We start from the raw sequence: 12,636 nt of genomic DNA on the forward strand, positions 1-12,636 counted from the left end.
AGGGTGGCCTCGGAATGACCTGGTGGAGGAACACCATGCCCACCGCTGTCGTGCTCGGGGTCGGCCCGGGACTCGGCCTGTCGATGGCCAAGAGGCTCGCCGCTGAGGGCTTCGACCTGGCCCTGGTCTCCCGCTCCGCCGACCGCCACGCGGGCTACGTCGAGGCGCTCGGCGGCGCGCGGGCGAGCACCCACGCCTGCGACGTCCGCGACCGCGCGGCGCTGGCAGCGACGCTGGCCGACATCGGCGAGGTGGACGTGCTCTACCACGGCCCCGGCGGGGGCGGGACGCCGCCGGGGCCGATCACCGAGGTGGACTCGGCCGCCGTGCGCGACGCCATGGACCACTGGGTCCACCCCGCCGTCGACGCCGTCGGGCTCGTGCTGCCGGGCTTGGTGGCGCGCGGGTCCGGGGTGCTGCTGTTCGCGGGCGGCCTGAGCTCGGTGGGGGCGCTGCCCCGCTGGGCGCGCTGGCCCTGTCGACGGCCGCGCCGCGCAACTACGCGGTGACCCTCAACGCCGCCCTGGCCGACAAGGGCGCCTACGCGGGCACCCTCACCATCGGCGGGCTCGTCCGCGGCGGCGACATCCACGCGATGGTCACCGCCGACCCGGGCCGCTACGGCGAGGTCGGCACGCTCGACCCGGAGGAGATCGCGGCCACCGCCTGGGCGATGGCAACGACCCGGGACCGGGCCGAGTCGGTGTTCACCCCCACGTGCGGCACACCGGCGCTGAGCTGGCGTTATCCCCGCAGTCAAGGATTCCTCATACCCGGCGCGCGAGAGTGGGCGCGGTGGCGCGCCGGGACGGGAGGGTCGGCGATGTGCGAGTCGGCGGTGCCCGATCCGAGCGGGCCCACCCAGGTTGGTGCGCGGGAAGGCCACCGGAACGGCCGTGGCCGGGAGCGGACAGCGCCGCCGGGACCGCCGTGGGGGCGGCCCCGGCGGCGTGCTCGCCCGGCGGCCCGCGCGGGCACGCACCGGACAGGACACCGGAGGGGATCTCTATGACCGCACTGCTGGAACCCGCGCCGCGCCACACCGACACGGCCGTCTCCCGGAACCTGGGTCTGGACGCCCTGCTCGCCGAGGCCGCCGAGGAGGTCCTCGTGCTCAGCGGGCAGGCCGCCGCCTGCCCGACCGGTCCGGCCCGGCGCATCGACCACCACAACCTGCGCCGCGGCGTGGCCTACCGGGTCGTGGTGCCCGACCTCGCCCGCACCGCCCCCGGCCTGGGTCCGCGCCTGGTCGGCCTGGCCGCGGCCGGGGCCGACACCCGCACCGTGTCCGAGGTGCCCACCGACGTGGTCGTGGTCGACCGCGATACGGTCATCCTGCCGAGCGAGGCGTCCGGGATCGCGGTCCTGCGCCTGCCTGGTGTCGTCGACGGCATGGTCGGCCTGTTCGACCGCGTCTGGGCCACCGCGGTCCCCCTGGTCGCCACCGGCGTGCCCGGGCGGTCGGAGCTGACCGGCCGGGAGCGCGCCCTGCTCGAGCTGCTCGCTGCGGGCTGCACCGACGACGCGGCCGCGCTCAGGCTGGGGGTCTCCGTGCGGACCGTGCGGCGGATGGTCGCCGACATCACCAACCGGCTGGGCGCGCGCAGCCGCTTCCAGGCGGGCGCGAAGGCCGCGGTCCGGGGTTGGCTGCCGACCTGAGCCCTGCCCACCACCACGCGCCCCGGCGGGGCCGAACACCCGTCCCAGCAGGTCGCGGACCAGATGACCTCGTGCGCGCAGGCGGGTTTGGCCCCGCAGGAGATGGGTACCCCGATCTCGCCCGGTACACGCCGGGCTCTTGATGTTGCCGAGGGGATGGGGACGAGTGACGAGTCCGCTACTGACTGTGCACCGCGAGCACATCGGGTCGACGGTCGTGGTGCACGCGGTCGGGGACGTCGACCTGGCCACGGTGGAGCAGTTGTCGGACGCGCTCACCGAAGCCACCGAGGTCCCGGGGGCCACCCTCGTGGTGGCGAACCTGGGCGGCGTCGGCTTCCTCGGGTCGGCTGGCCTGTCCGCGCTGGTCGTGGGCAGGAACGAGGCGGAGAAAGCGGCCTGTCCCTTCCGCGTCGTGGCCTCCGGGCCCGCCCGGCGGGCACTGTCGCTGACGATGCTGGACTCCACGCTCGACGTGGTGGACTCGCTGGAGACGGCGCTGGCGGCCAGCCGCTCCTCCTGAGCGCGCTCAGCGCGACTGCCAGGTCTCCTCGTCGCCGTCGGAGATCGGGCGGACGGTGCGCAGCGCCAACGGGTCGGTCAGCGACAGGCTGGTCTGCAACTGGTGCAGCATGATGCCCTCCCGTAACGCCCACGGGCAGACGTCGACACTCCGCACGCCCAGCGCGACCATCATCGTGCGCGCCACCACGGCCCCGGCCACGATCTGACCCGCCCTCGCGGCCGACACCCCGCGCAGCCCGGCGCGGTCGTCCCTGGTCCGGCTCGCCAGCTCCGGGATCCAGCGGTCCAGGTCGTCCACCGACAGCGAACGCCGCGCGAACGGTCCCTCGCTCTGCGGCGGCGCGCCCGCCAGCCGGGCGAGCTGCTTGAACGTCTTCGACGTGGCGATGGCACGGTCGAACGCCCCCTCCCAGCGCAGCCGTTCGACGGCCTCGCGCAGGCCCTCGCGCACGTGCTTGGCCACCCGCCGCATTTGCTTGTCCGTCGGCGGGTCCGTGTGCAGGAAGTTCCTGGTCATCCGGCCCGCGCCCAGCGGCAGCGACATGGTCAGCTCCGGCTCGGCGTCACGGCCGAGGACGATCTCCAGCGTGCCCCCGCCGATGTCGAGCAGCAGCAGGCGACCGGCCGACCAGCCGTACCAGCGGTGCACGGCGTGGTAGGTCAGCCTGGCCTCGTCCTCGCCGGTGAGGAACTGCGGGCGCAGGCCGGTGGCGGCGCGGATGGCGTCGACGACCTCGTCGCGGTTGGCCGCGTCGCGCACCGCCGAGGTCGCGAACACGAACAGCTCCGCGACCTCCAGCGAACGCGCCCGCGCGACCACCGCCGAGGTCGCGTGGACCACCCGGCGGACGCCCTCGGCCGACAGCGTGCCGTCCGCCTCGATCTCGTCGGAGAGGCCGGTGGGGCGCTTCATCGAGTAGGAGGCCAGCGGGGCCGAGCCCGACCGGCCGTCCACCACCAGCAGTTGGGCGGCGTTGGACCCGACGTCGACGACCCCGAGCCGGGTTCCGTTGCGCATGCCGTCCTTATACCCGCCGTCTCCCGCGACCGCCTCCTTCGGCGCCCCAGGGGCGGGCGCCCGGCTGGGCCGTGTCGTGGAGGTCTCGTTCGACGAGAGCCGTGAACGGGGTGGTTCCGGGCGGTGCGGGGCGGGAGTGCCCGCACCGGGGTCGCACCGGCGCCTTCGTCCCGTTCCGCCAGGGGCCGCCCCGGCGCGGCCATCGCGGACACGGACCTCCACACCGCGGCCTAGCGGTCGGAGTGGGTGGCGTAGGCGACCAGGCGCTCGGCCAGGTCGTCGCGCTGACCCCGGTCGCGCATGGCGGGCGGGTAGGGCGAACCCGGGTCGCCGCCCGCGAGCAGGTCCTTGAGGAACCAGGCGACCACGCGCGGGGTGGGCAGCGCGTCGACGCCCAGGTAGGACACGGGCAGGCTGTGGTGGCCGTGGTCGGCCTCGAGCTGGGCGGACCAGCCGTGCTCCTCGTCCCAGCCCAGCGACAGCGGGCGCTCGGGGAACCACGACAGCCGCTGCGGCAGCGGCAGGCTGGCGGAGGCGGCGGAGCCCGCGTCGCCCTCGGCGACCTCGACGTCGGACAGGCCCCGGCCGCCCACCTCGGCCGCGCCCGCCCGGTGGTTGGCCCCGACGAGGTCGGCGACCTGCTGGAGGTAGCCGCGCAGCCCGGCGGCGAGGTCGTCGTGCGAGGGGCGACGATCCCCGTGGTCGGAAGTCATGCCCGGTAGTTACCCCCGATCGGGGAATTTCACGCGCTCCGTGTTCGACTTGCTGCGCTGCGTGCCCGCTAAGCTGCCCGGCGGCGAAGGGGGATGTCGACGTGACCGAGCTGCCGTTGGGGAAGAACCAAGAGCGCAGGGTGATCAGCAATGTGATTCGCGGGTCCGTCGGCAACCTCATCGAGTGGTACGACTGGTACGCCTACACCGCGTTCAGCATCTACTTCTCCAGCGTCTTCTTCCCGGCGGGCGACCAGACCGCGCAACTGCTCAACACCGCGGGGATCTTCGCGGTCGGGTTCCTGATGCGCCCGCTCGGCGGCTGGCTGATGGGGCAGTACGCCGACAGGCGCGGGCGCCGGGCGGCGCTGACGCTGTCGGTGCTGATGATGGGCTTCGGCTCGCTGATCATCGCGCTGACCCCCGGCTACGCCACGATCGGCGTCGCCGCGCCGGTCATGCTGCTGCTGGCCCGGCTGCTGCAGGGCCTGTCCGTGGGCGGCGAGTACGCCACCTCGGCGACCTACCTGTCCGAGGTCGCGACGTCGAACAGGCGCGGCTACTACTCCAGCTTCCAGTACGTCACGCTCACCGCCGGGCAACTGGTCGCGCTGGGCGTGCAGATCGTGTTGCAGCAGGTCCTCACCGCCGAGCAGATGGGCGACTGGGGCTGGCGCGTCGCGTTCGTCATCGGCGCGGTGGGCGCGGTCACCGTGATGTACCTGCGCTCGACGATGGACGAGTCGACCAGCTACCTGGCGGCCGCGAAGGACAGCGCCGCCGAGCGCGGCACCCTGCGGGTGCTGCTGCGCTACCCGAAGGAGTGCCTGCTGGTCTGCGGGCTCACCCTCGGCGGCACGGTCGCGTTCTACACCTACACGACCTACCTGAAGAACTTCATGGTCAACACCAGCGGCATCGACAAGTCGACGGCGGCCTGGGTGAACTTCACCGCGCTGCTGGTCTTCGTGGTGATCCAGCCGCTGGCCGGGGGGCTGTCGGACCGGATCGGCCGCCGCCCGCTGCTGATGTTCTTCGGTGTCGGGGCCACGGTGCTGACCGTGCCGCTGATGACGCTGCTGTCGACCACGTCCGCGCCGGTCCCGGCGTTCCTGATCATGATGGCCGCCCTGGTCGTGGTGACCGGCTACACCTCGGTCAACGCGATCGTGAAGGCCGAGCTGTTCCCGGTGCGCATCCGGGCGCTGGGCGTCGGCCTGCCCTACGCGCTGACCGTGGCGGTCTTCGGCGGGACGGCGGAGTACATCGGCCTGTGGCTCAAGCGGGCGGGCGTGGAGTCGCTGTTCTTCTACTACGTCGCGGGCTGCGCGCTGGTGTCGCTGCTCGTCTACTGGTCGATGCGCGAGACCTCGCGCGAATCGGCGCTCAGCGCCGACGGGCAGACCGCCGAGCGCTGAGCGGTGTGACACCCGGGCCGGTCCGGGGTACCTCCGTCCACGTGGGCGCCCGGGGCTGGTGACCATCCGGGACAGTGCGGGGAGAAGGTGGCGGGGTTGCGGGAGGCCGACGGGACGCGGTCGGTGGTAGGGAGGCCGGACGAACCGCGCCCGGCCACCGAGGCGCACCCCGCCACCGAGGTGGTCCTGACCGTCGAGCAGCCGGACATCCCGCTGGCCGCCGAGCTGCGCCGGACGCTGACCGAGCGGCTGGCCGACCTGGGCCAGGGCACGCTCGACGTGCTGCACCTGGTGTGCGGCGAGTTCCTGGCCAACGCCCGCGAGCACGGCGGCGGCCTGCGCGGGCTGCGGGTCTGGCGCACGAACACGGCCTCGGTGCTGCTGGTCGAGGTCGACGACCACAACCCGGGTGACCCGGTGGTCAAGCCCAAGGACGTCGAGGCCGTCACCGGCCGGGGCATGTTCCTGGTGCAGACACTGGCCCTGGCCTGGGGCGCGGTCCCCAACGCGGGTGGCAAGACGGTCTGGGCGCTGGTGCCCTGCGAGCAGGCCTGACCGGGGCCGGCCGCGCGGCCGGACCGGCAGGCCCGTGCTCACACCCCCTCGGGGACCTCGGCGCCCGCCTCGATCCACAGCGGGGTCCACGCGTCGAGCTCGACGAGCCTGCGCAGCTCGGCGAACCCGGACAGCCAGCCGAGCCAGCCCGCCCAGGGCATGTCGGCGGTGTCGAAGCCGCTGTTGGAGAAGACCAGCTTGGTCTTGCCGCCGCTGCCCTCCAGCTCCCACGTGGAGGTGCCGACGCCGCTGCCGAAGTCGATGGACATCCTGCGGTTGGGCTCCAGCTCGACGATGCGGGCCGGGTCGGGGTTGTTGTCGAACCCGCCCATCGCCCACCGGCCGCCGACCTCGAGCTCCAGCTCGACCGGGAAGTTGAACCACCGCGCGAACTGGGCCGGGTCGGTCAGCGCGGTGAAGACCCGCTCCGGGCTGGCGTCGACGAGGTATTCGGCGCGCAGGTCGGTGGTGGCGAAGTCGGGCAGCGGGCCGACCTCGCGGCCCGCGACGTGGTCGGCGAGGTTGGCCAGCGCCAGCGCCCAGTAGGTGCCGATCAGGCCGATCGTGCCGCCGCCGCCCGAGGCGACGACACCCCAGCCGGGGAACCCGTCCTGGGTCAGCGACAGGACGGTGGTGTCGTCGTCCTCGGCCTCGAGGGCGATGTCGACGGTGGTCTCGGTGCCCTCGATGGTCCAGGTGAACCGGAGGGTGGTGTCGTCGGCGGCGAGCAGCCTCTGCGCGGGGCCGTCAGCGCCGTCAGCGCCGTCGATGGTGTTGCGGCCCCAGAACCGGTAGGTGTCGGGCAGCTCGACCTCGGCGTGCTCGGCGAACCAGACGCGGAGCTGGGCCGGGTCGGTCAGCGCCGCGCGCACCCGGTCCACCCCGGCGGGCAGGCGCAGGCTGTACTCGACGTTCTCGGTCATGTCTGGCTCTCCTTCGGGTAACACGCCACGACCAGGGCGAAGGGGTCCCCCTCCGCGCCGCCGTGGCGGGTGAACAGGTCTTGCAACGTCGTGCGCAGGTCGGCGAGGAACGCCTCCCTGTTCTCCGGGGGCACGCGGATCTCCCCCGCGACCCCCAGCGAGGGCAGCTCGGGCCGGGCCCGGTCGAGCGCGGCGATGTCCACCTGGACCTGTTCGACCAGGTCCAGCAGGTGCCCCAGGTTCAACTCGTCGCGCTCCCGCCTGCCGCCGATGCGGCCGACGAGCGCGGGTGAGAGCCAGTACGACCGCGCGGTCGCCTGGTACACGGCCTCGGTCACCGCGCGCACCCGCCGGTCGGACACCTGGGCGACGAGCCCGGCCTCCACCAGCTTCTTCACGTGGTAGTGCACCCGCTGCGGCGTCTGCCCCAGCGCGGCGGCGACCTCGGCGCAGGACCGGGGCTCGGCGAGTTGGCGCAGCACGTCGACGCGGTGCGGCTTGAGCAGGGCCTCGGCCTGGTCCAGGCGGTCGAGGTAGTGGATGTCTCTCATGGCAAGAACTATTTTTTACGTTCAAAGAAGTTTTTGTCAAGTCCCCGTGCCGAACTCCTCCGTCATGCCGCCGGGAGCTAGGCGAGGCCCGCCTCGTAGGCGATCAGCGCCGCCTGCACCCGGTTCTCCGCGTCGAGGCGGGTGAGGATGGCGCTGACGTGCGCCTTGACCGTGGACTCGACCAGCCGCAGGTCGCGGGCGATCCGCCGGTTCGGCTTGCCCGCCGCCACCCCGGCGAGGACGTCGCGCTCCCTCGGGGTGAGCGCGGCGACCAGCTCCCGCGCCCGCGCGGCCCGCGTCGCCCTGGCCGGGTCGAGGCGGGCGATGACCCGGCGGGCGACCGGCGGCGACAGGAACGCCGCCCCCTCCGCGACCGCCCGCACCCCGGCGATGAGGTCGCGCGGGTCGCCGCCCTTGAGCAGGAAGCCGGAGGCGCCCGCGGCCAGGGCGCGGGCGATGTTCTCGTCCTCGCCGAAGGTGGTGAGCACGGCGATCCCGGGGCCCTGGATGCGCTCGGCGGCCGTGAGCCCGTCCAGCACGGGCATCCGGATGTCGAGCAGGACGACGTCGGGCCGGTGCGCCCGCGCCAGCTCCACCGCCCGCTGCCCGTCGGCGGCCTCGGCGACCACCTCGATGCCGGGGTCGGTCGCCAGCACCGCGCGCACCCCGGCCCGGATCAGCGGCTCGTCGTCGGCGAGCAGCACCCGGATCACGCCAGCACGTCCAACCCGGAGACGACCGCCACGAGCACCAGCCCCAGCACCGCGCTGACGGCCAGCGGCCTGACCAGGACGCGCAGCCTGCGCCGCGCCAGCTCCCGTTCGGCGGTGGGCGCCGCGGGCGGGGCGTGCGGGAGGCCGGCGCGGATCTCGAACCCGCCCGCCACCGGTCCCGCGACGCACTCGCCGCCCGCCAGCCGGGCCCGCTCCCGCAACCCGTCGAGCCCCCGTCCGCCGCCGACAGCCCCGTCAGCCGGGCTCACACCGGTGAACACCCGCACCGCGCTCTCCCCCTCGCCGTGCTCCACCTCGACCTCCACCGCCGCTCCCGGCGCGTGCTTGGCCGCGTTCGTCAACCCCTCCTGCACCACCCGGAACACCACCTCCTCCACCGCGGACGGCGCGTCCCCCCGCTCCGACAGGGTGACCGGCAAGCCGGACGCCGACACCAGGTCCGCCAGCGCCGGGAACGGCGCGTCGGCCAGGGAGATGATGTCGCGCAGGCGTTCGGTGGCCGCGCCCGCGGCGGCGCGCAGGGCCCGCGCCTCGGCGCGGTGGCGGTCGGGCAGGTCGGGGGCCAGCTCTAGGGCCCCGGCGCGCAGGGCGACGACAGCGAGGTCGTGCCCGAGGGAGTCGTGCATGTCGCGGGCGGTGCGGGCGCGCTCGGCGGCGGTCACGCGCTCCTGTTCCCGGGCCCAGGTCGTCTCGACCGCCCGGTGGTAGAGCGCGCGCTCCCGGCCGGCCAGCAACGGCAACACCCCCGCGGCGACCAGCGTCGCCACCATCAGCGACCACGTCCACGCGCTGTCCAGCCCCAGCACGACACCGACCGCGCCCGCGACCGTGACGCCGACCCACGCCCACGCCTCCCGCCCCGCGACGAAGCACCCGACCACCACCAGGGGCAGCAGCGCCGAGTCGTACAGCCCGACACCGTCCACCAGGGCCACCGCCACCGCCGCCCCACCGGCCACGACCGGCAGCCACTCCCCCGCCACCGCCACGACCGCGACGCCCAGGACCCACCACCACTCGAACCGCCCCCACAGCGCGCCGACGCCGTGGACCGCGGCGAGCACCCCGATCCACTTCACCGACCCCACCGTCCTCTCAGGCGCGCGCCCAGCACAACCACACCACACGACGCCGCGACGGCCGCGAACACCACCAGCGCGGGCCAGGACAGCATCAACCGGTCGAACGAGATCCGCCGCCCCCCGAACACGAAGCCCACGGCGTCGGTCAGGAACACCAGGCCCAGCACGGGGGTCGCCAGCCACAGCGACCGCCACCACGCCCGCGGCCGACGCGACCGGACCACGCCGACGACCCCCGCGCCCACCGCCGCGAGCGTCAGCCCTCCCAGCACCCAGTCGCCGACGACGCCCGCGGGCCAGCGCGGCTCGGCCCCGCCGAAGAGCACTTGCGCGAGCAGTGTGGCGTCGCTCTCCAAGGCGACGCCCGTCGGCGCGACGACGGCGACGCCGAGGTCCGCGGACAGGATCTGGTGGCTGGTGTAGGTGAACAGGTCGCCGCTGTGGCTGACCCGGTCGCCCTCGGCGCGCCAGCCCATCTCCTCCCGGTGCGTGCGCTCCACCGCCTCGCCGCCGCGCGCCTGGAACACCAGCCACCGCGCCAGGTCCGCGGCCGTCGAGGCCATCCCGTGGCTGCCGCCGAGGAACCAGTCCGGCTCGTCGGCGGGCACGGGCACCCCGTACGCGCGGACGTGCCCGTGCAAGTCCAGTTCGGCGGCCATGTCCACGGTGCGGGTCGAGTCCATGCCCGCGGGGACCAACACGTTGTCCCGCAACACATCGGCGAACGGCCGGCCGGTGACGACCTCGACCAGTCGGGCGGCCACCTGGTAGTTCGGGTTGTGGTAGCGGAACCGCCCGCCCGGTTCACCCGCCAGCGGCGCGTCGCGCAGGCGGGTGACCAGTTCGGACAGCGTGCGCGGGGAGTCGAGGGCGAGCTCCGGGTAGGCGCTGTCGGCCATGCCGGAGGTGTGGGTGAGCAACTGCCGGGTGGTGATCCGCTCGGCCGCGGGGTCGGCCATCCGGAAGTCGAGGTACTGGCTGACGGGGCGGTCCAGGTCGACGCCCGCGGACAGGACGGCGAGGGCGGTGAAGGACTTGCTCAGCGACGCGATGGGCACCTCCGAGGCCCCGGTGAGCGGCGCGCCGGTGGCGTCGTGGCCGAACCCGCGGGCGAGCAGGACCTCGGTCCCCCGGGTGACGGCGACGACGGCGCCGGGCAGGCCGGTGTGGTCGAGGTAGCGCTCGACCGAGCCCGCCAGGTCCGCCGGGGCGGCGACCGGGGAGAGGGCCAGGGCGAGTGCGATGGCGGTCGACTTCATGGTGGCGACGCTAGGGAGCTCCCGGCCCCCGGCACGACCGGCGGACGCACGGCCTCACCCCCTACCAAGGAAGGGGGTCGTGACCAGCGTCAATCCACTCGAAAGCGGCCAGGGTCACCTCGACGCGGACCCGGTGCGGTGTGGCAGACTCCGAGCACGTGACCATGCTTCGAATCGCCGTGCCCAACAAGGGGTCGCTCAGCGTCCCCTCCGAGCAGTTGCTCACCGCCGCGGGGTACCGGGTGCATCGGTCCAACCGCGAGCTGATGATCGACGACGCCCGCAACGACGTGCAGTTCTACTTCCTGCGTCCCCGCGACATCGCGGTGTACGTCGGCTCCGGCACCCTCGACGCCGGGTTCACCGGCCGCGACCTGCTCATCGACGCCGACGCGGGCGCCAGGGAGGTCATGGAGCTGGGCTACTCGGCCTCGACCTTCCGGTTCGCCGCCCGCCCGGACACGCTGACCGGCGCGACCGACCTGGAGGGCCTGCGGGTCGCCACCTCGTACCCGACGCTGGTGCAGAAGTACCTGGCCGAGCTGGGGGTGACCGTGCGGCTGGTGAAGCTCGACGGCGCCGTGGAGACCTCGGTCCGGCTGGGCATCGCCGACGCGGTGGCCGACGTGGTGGAGACCGGCACCAGCCTGCGCAACTCCGGCCTGGCCGTGTTCGGCGACCCGATCCTGCGCTCGGAGGCTGTGCTCGTCGAGCGCCCCGACCTCGGCGCCGACGAGCGGATCGCGTTCGAGCGGCTGTGCCGCAGGCTCAAGGGCGTGCTCATCGCCCGCCAGTACGTCATGGTCGACTTCGACTGCCCGGTCGAGGCCCAGGACGCCGCGTGCGCGCTGACCCCGGGCATCGAGGCGCCGACGGTGTCACCGCTGGCCCGCGCAGGCTGGGTGGCCGTGCGCTCGCTGGTGCCGCGCGAGCGGGCGCCGTTCGTGATGGACGAGCTGTGGGAGGTCGGCGCCAGGGCGATCCTGGTGACCCCCTTGGAGTCCAGCCGCATCTGATGCGCCCGCTGGCCTACGGCGGGCACCCGGCGCAGGTCGTCGAGCTGACCGAGCCCGACACCCGCGCCGACGCGGTCGTCCTGCTGGTGCACGGCGGCTACTGGCGGGCCCGGCACGGCCTGGAGCTGAGCAGGCCGCTGGTGCCGTCGCTGGTGGCCGCCGGGTTCGCCGTGGCCAACACCGGGTACCGACGGGTCGGCGACGGCGGCGGCTGGCCGACCAGCCTCGACGACGTGGCCGCCGCGCGCGCCGCGCTGGGCGGGGACCGGCCGGTGTTCGCCGTCGGCCACTCCGCGGGCGGGCAGCTCGCGGTGTGCCTGGCCAAGCGCGGCGCGGTGGCGGGCGTGGTCTGCCTGGCGGGCGTGCTCGACGTCGTCGCCGCGGCACGGCAAGACCTGGGCGAGGGCGCGACCCGGCAGTTCCTCGGCGGCCACCCCGACGACCTGCCCGACACCTACGCCGCCGCGTCACCCCTCGCCCTCGCCCCGATCGGCGTGCCGGTGACCTGCGTGCACGCCGCCGACGACGACCGGGTGCCGATCGCGCAGAGCACCGCGTTCACCGAACTGACCGGCGACCGGCTGGTCACCCTCGCCACGGGCGGGCACTTCGCGTTCCTCGACCCCGACTCGCAGGCGTGGGCGGTCGCGATCGAGGAGATCAGCCGGTTGGCAGGGTCCAGCCCATCGTGACCGTGGGCGCGGCGGGTGGCCGCTGACCGGGGGTGGTCGACGTCATCGCCACAGCACGGCGAGATATGGACGCAGACCTCCTCAGCGGCCTGCTCGATGCCTACGCCGCCGCATGTTGGTGATCCGGGGTTCCCCGAGCGGACTTTGGCCGGGTCAGAAGTTGTCCACAGGCATGATCAACTTTGGGGTGCGGTGAGGGGTGGGCCGATAGAATGGGCATCGGGACGCCCCCAGTGGTCAATGCCACTTACTTAGTGTTTTGCCCGGTGGGACGGGTGTGGTGGTGGAGGGTTCGGGTGAAGGGGGTCCGGTCGGTGTCGGCTTGCTCGGTCGCCTCGCGCACGGGGTTGGTGGATGCGCAACAGCGCCCGGGTCTGTTGCCGCGCTGTTTCGGGGTGTGGGGAACACGGTTGGAGGGTGGTGAGCAACCGGATGGGCTCGGTTGTGCCACCCTTGCTCGGGACCTCGTGCTCGGGGACCCGAACCAGGGT

15 protein-coding genes are annotated in these 12,636 nt (G+C 73.9%); 8 read left to right on the plus strand and 7 right to left on the minus strand.

Annotation, left to right across the window (positions count from 1 at the left end; translation table 11 throughout):
* Positions 1–35 precede the first annotated feature (35 nt).
* The 4 genes from GCL84_RS30460 to GCL84_RS28440 all read left to right on the plus strand — a co-directional run bounded on the left by GCL84_RS30460 (position 36) and on the right by GCL84_RS28440 (position 2,182).
* Complete coding sequence (locus GCL84_RS30460) at positions 36–509, plus strand: SDR family NAD(P)-dependent oxidoreductase (protein ID WP_235926814.1); 474 nt, start codon at positions 36–38, stop codon at positions 507–509.
* Positions 506–1,012, plus strand: a complete 507-nt coding sequence (locus GCL84_RS30465; protein WP_235926815.1) for a hypothetical protein — start codon at positions 506–508, stop codon at positions 1,010–1,012. Before GCL84_RS30460 ends, GCL84_RS30465 begins: the two co-directional genes overlap by 4 nt.
* Positions 1,009–1,659, plus strand: a complete 651-nt coding sequence (locus GCL84_RS28435) for a helix-turn-helix transcriptional regulator (RefSeq protein WP_156758649.1) — start codon at positions 1,009–1,011, stop codon at positions 1,657–1,659. The genes GCL84_RS30465 and GCL84_RS28435 overlap by 4 nt, the downstream gene beginning before the upstream one ends.
* Before the next feature lie 166 nt (positions 1,660–1,825).
* Complete coding sequence (locus GCL84_RS28440; protein WP_197523573.1) at positions 1,826–2,182, plus strand: STAS domain-containing protein; 357 nt, start codon at positions 1,826–1,828, stop codon at positions 2,180–2,182.
* A 6-nt stretch (positions 2,183–2,188) separates the two neighbouring features.
* Here GCL84_RS28440 and GCL84_RS28445 read toward each other — a convergent pair whose 3' ends face one another.
* Both GCL84_RS28445 and GCL84_RS28450 read right to left on the minus strand, forming a co-directional pair.
* Positions 2,189–3,202 (minus strand): Ppx/GppA phosphatase family protein, encoded by a 1,014-nt coding sequence (locus GCL84_RS28445; protein ID WP_156758651.1) that lies wholly within the window; start codon positions 3,200–3,202, stop codon positions 2,189–2,191.
* Positions 3,203–3,432: 230 nt separating this feature from the next.
* The gene (locus tag GCL84_RS28450; protein WP_156758652.1) at positions 3,433–3,915 is read right to left on the minus strand and encodes a DUF6292 family protein; all 483 of its coding nucleotides are present in this window, start codon (positions 3,913–3,915) and stop codon (positions 3,433–3,435) included.
* Positions 3,916–4,016: 101 nt separating this feature from the next.
* Here GCL84_RS28450 and GCL84_RS28455 point away from each other — a divergent pair, with 101 nt between their 5' ends.
* Positions 4,017–5,333 (plus strand): MFS transporter, encoded by a 1,317-nt coding sequence (locus GCL84_RS28455; protein ID WP_197523574.1) that lies wholly within the window; start codon positions 4,017–4,019, stop codon positions 5,331–5,333.
* A gap of 87 nt (positions 5,334–5,420) precedes the next feature.
* Positions 5,421–5,888 carry an ATP-binding protein gene (locus GCL84_RS28460; RefSeq protein WP_156758653.1) on the plus strand — a complete coding sequence of 156 codons (468 nt, stop codon included), beginning with the start codon at positions 5,421–5,423 and terminating at the stop codon, positions 5,886–5,888.
* 38 nt (positions 5,889–5,926) lie between these two features.
* Here the strand turns inward: GCL84_RS28460 and GCL84_RS28465 are convergent, their stop codons facing one another.
* The 5 genes from GCL84_RS28465 to GCL84_RS28485 form a co-directional block, all read right to left on the minus strand.
* Positions 5,927–6,811, minus strand: a complete 885-nt coding sequence (locus GCL84_RS28465; protein WP_156758654.1) for an SRPBCC family protein — start codon at positions 6,809–6,811, stop codon at positions 5,927–5,929.
* Positions 6,808–7,362 carry an ArsR/SmtB family transcription factor gene (locus GCL84_RS28470; protein WP_156758655.1) on the minus strand — a complete coding sequence of 185 codons (555 nt, stop codon included), beginning with the start codon at positions 7,360–7,362 and terminating at the stop codon, positions 6,808–6,810. The genes GCL84_RS28465 and GCL84_RS28470 overlap by 4 nt, the downstream gene beginning before the upstream one ends.
* Positions 7,363–7,439: 77 nt before the next feature.
* The gene (locus tag GCL84_RS28475) at positions 7,440–8,075 is read right to left on the minus strand and encodes a response regulator (protein ID WP_156758656.1); all 636 of its coding nucleotides are present in this window, start codon (positions 8,073–8,075) and stop codon (positions 7,440–7,442) included.
* Positions 8,072–9,175, minus strand: coding sequence for a sensor histidine kinase (locus tag GCL84_RS28480; RefSeq protein ID WP_156758657.1), 1,104 nt, complete (start codon positions 9,173–9,175; stop codon positions 8,072–8,074). The genes GCL84_RS28475 and GCL84_RS28480 overlap by 4 nt, the downstream gene beginning before the upstream one ends.
* On the minus strand, positions 9,172–10,437 hold the full coding sequence (locus GCL84_RS28485) for a serine hydrolase domain-containing protein (RefSeq protein WP_156758658.1): 1,266 nt from the start codon (positions 10,435–10,437) through the stop codon (positions 9,172–9,174). Before GCL84_RS28485 ends, GCL84_RS28480 begins: the two co-directional genes overlap by 4 nt.
* A gap of 164 nt (positions 10,438–10,601) precedes the next feature.
* Here GCL84_RS28485 and hisG point away from each other — a divergent pair, with 164 nt between their 5' ends.
* Complete coding sequence (hisG, locus tag GCL84_RS28490; protein WP_197523588.1) at positions 10,602–11,453, plus strand: ATP phosphoribosyltransferase; 852 nt, start codon at positions 10,602–10,604, stop codon at positions 11,451–11,453.
* Entirely contained in the window at positions 11,453–12,145 is a 693-nt protein-coding gene (locus GCL84_RS28495) for an alpha/beta hydrolase family protein (protein WP_156758660.1), read from the plus strand. The genes hisG and GCL84_RS28495 overlap by 1 nt, the downstream gene beginning before the upstream one ends.
* Positions 12,146–12,636 lie beyond the last annotated feature (491 nt).

The sequence above is a fragment of the Actinokineospora pegani genome (genome assembly GCF_009745975.1).
Classification (GTDB): domain Bacteria; phylum Actinomycetota; class Actinomycetes; order Mycobacteriales; family Pseudonocardiaceae; genus Actinokineospora; species Actinokineospora pegani.

What these genes read in the sequence shown, in the direction of transcription:
- GCL84_RS30460 (WP_235926814.1), top strand. Translation starts at nt 36, where the DNA reads ATGCCCACCGCTGTCGTGCTCGGGGTCGGCCCGGGACTCGGCCTGTCG.
- GCL84_RS28435 (WP_156758649.1), top strand. Translation starts at nt 1,009, where the DNA reads ATGACCGCACTGCTGGAACCCGCGCCGCGCCACACCGACACGGCCGTC.
- GCL84_RS28445 (WP_156758651.1), bottom strand. Translation starts at nt 3,202, where the DNA reads ATGCGCAACGGAACCCGGCTCGGGGTCGTCGACGTCGGGTCCAACGCC.
- GCL84_RS28450 (WP_156758652.1), bottom strand. Translation starts at nt 3,915, where the DNA reads ATGACTTCCGACCACGGGGATCGTCGCCCCTCGCACGACGACCTCGCC.
- GCL84_RS28465 (WP_156758654.1), bottom strand. Translation starts at nt 6,811, where the DNA reads ATGACCGAGAACGTCGAGTACAGCCTGCGCCTGCCCGCCGGGGTGGAC.
- GCL84_RS28470 (WP_156758655.1), bottom strand. Translation starts at nt 7,362, where the DNA reads ATGAGAGACATCCACTACCTCGACCGCCTGGACCAGGCCGAGGCCCTG.
- GCL84_RS28485 (WP_156758658.1), bottom strand. Translation starts at nt 10,437, where the DNA reads ATGAAGTCGACCGCCATCGCACTCGCCCTGGCCCTCTCCCCGGTCGCC.
- hisG (WP_197523588.1), top strand. Translation starts at nt 10,602, where the DNA reads ATGCTTCGAATCGCCGTGCCCAACAAGGGGTCGCTCAGCGTCCCCTCC.
- GCL84_RS28495 (WP_156758660.1), top strand. Translation starts at nt 11,453, where the DNA reads ATGCGCCCGCTGGCCTACGGCGGGCACCCGGCGCAGGTCGTCGAGCTG.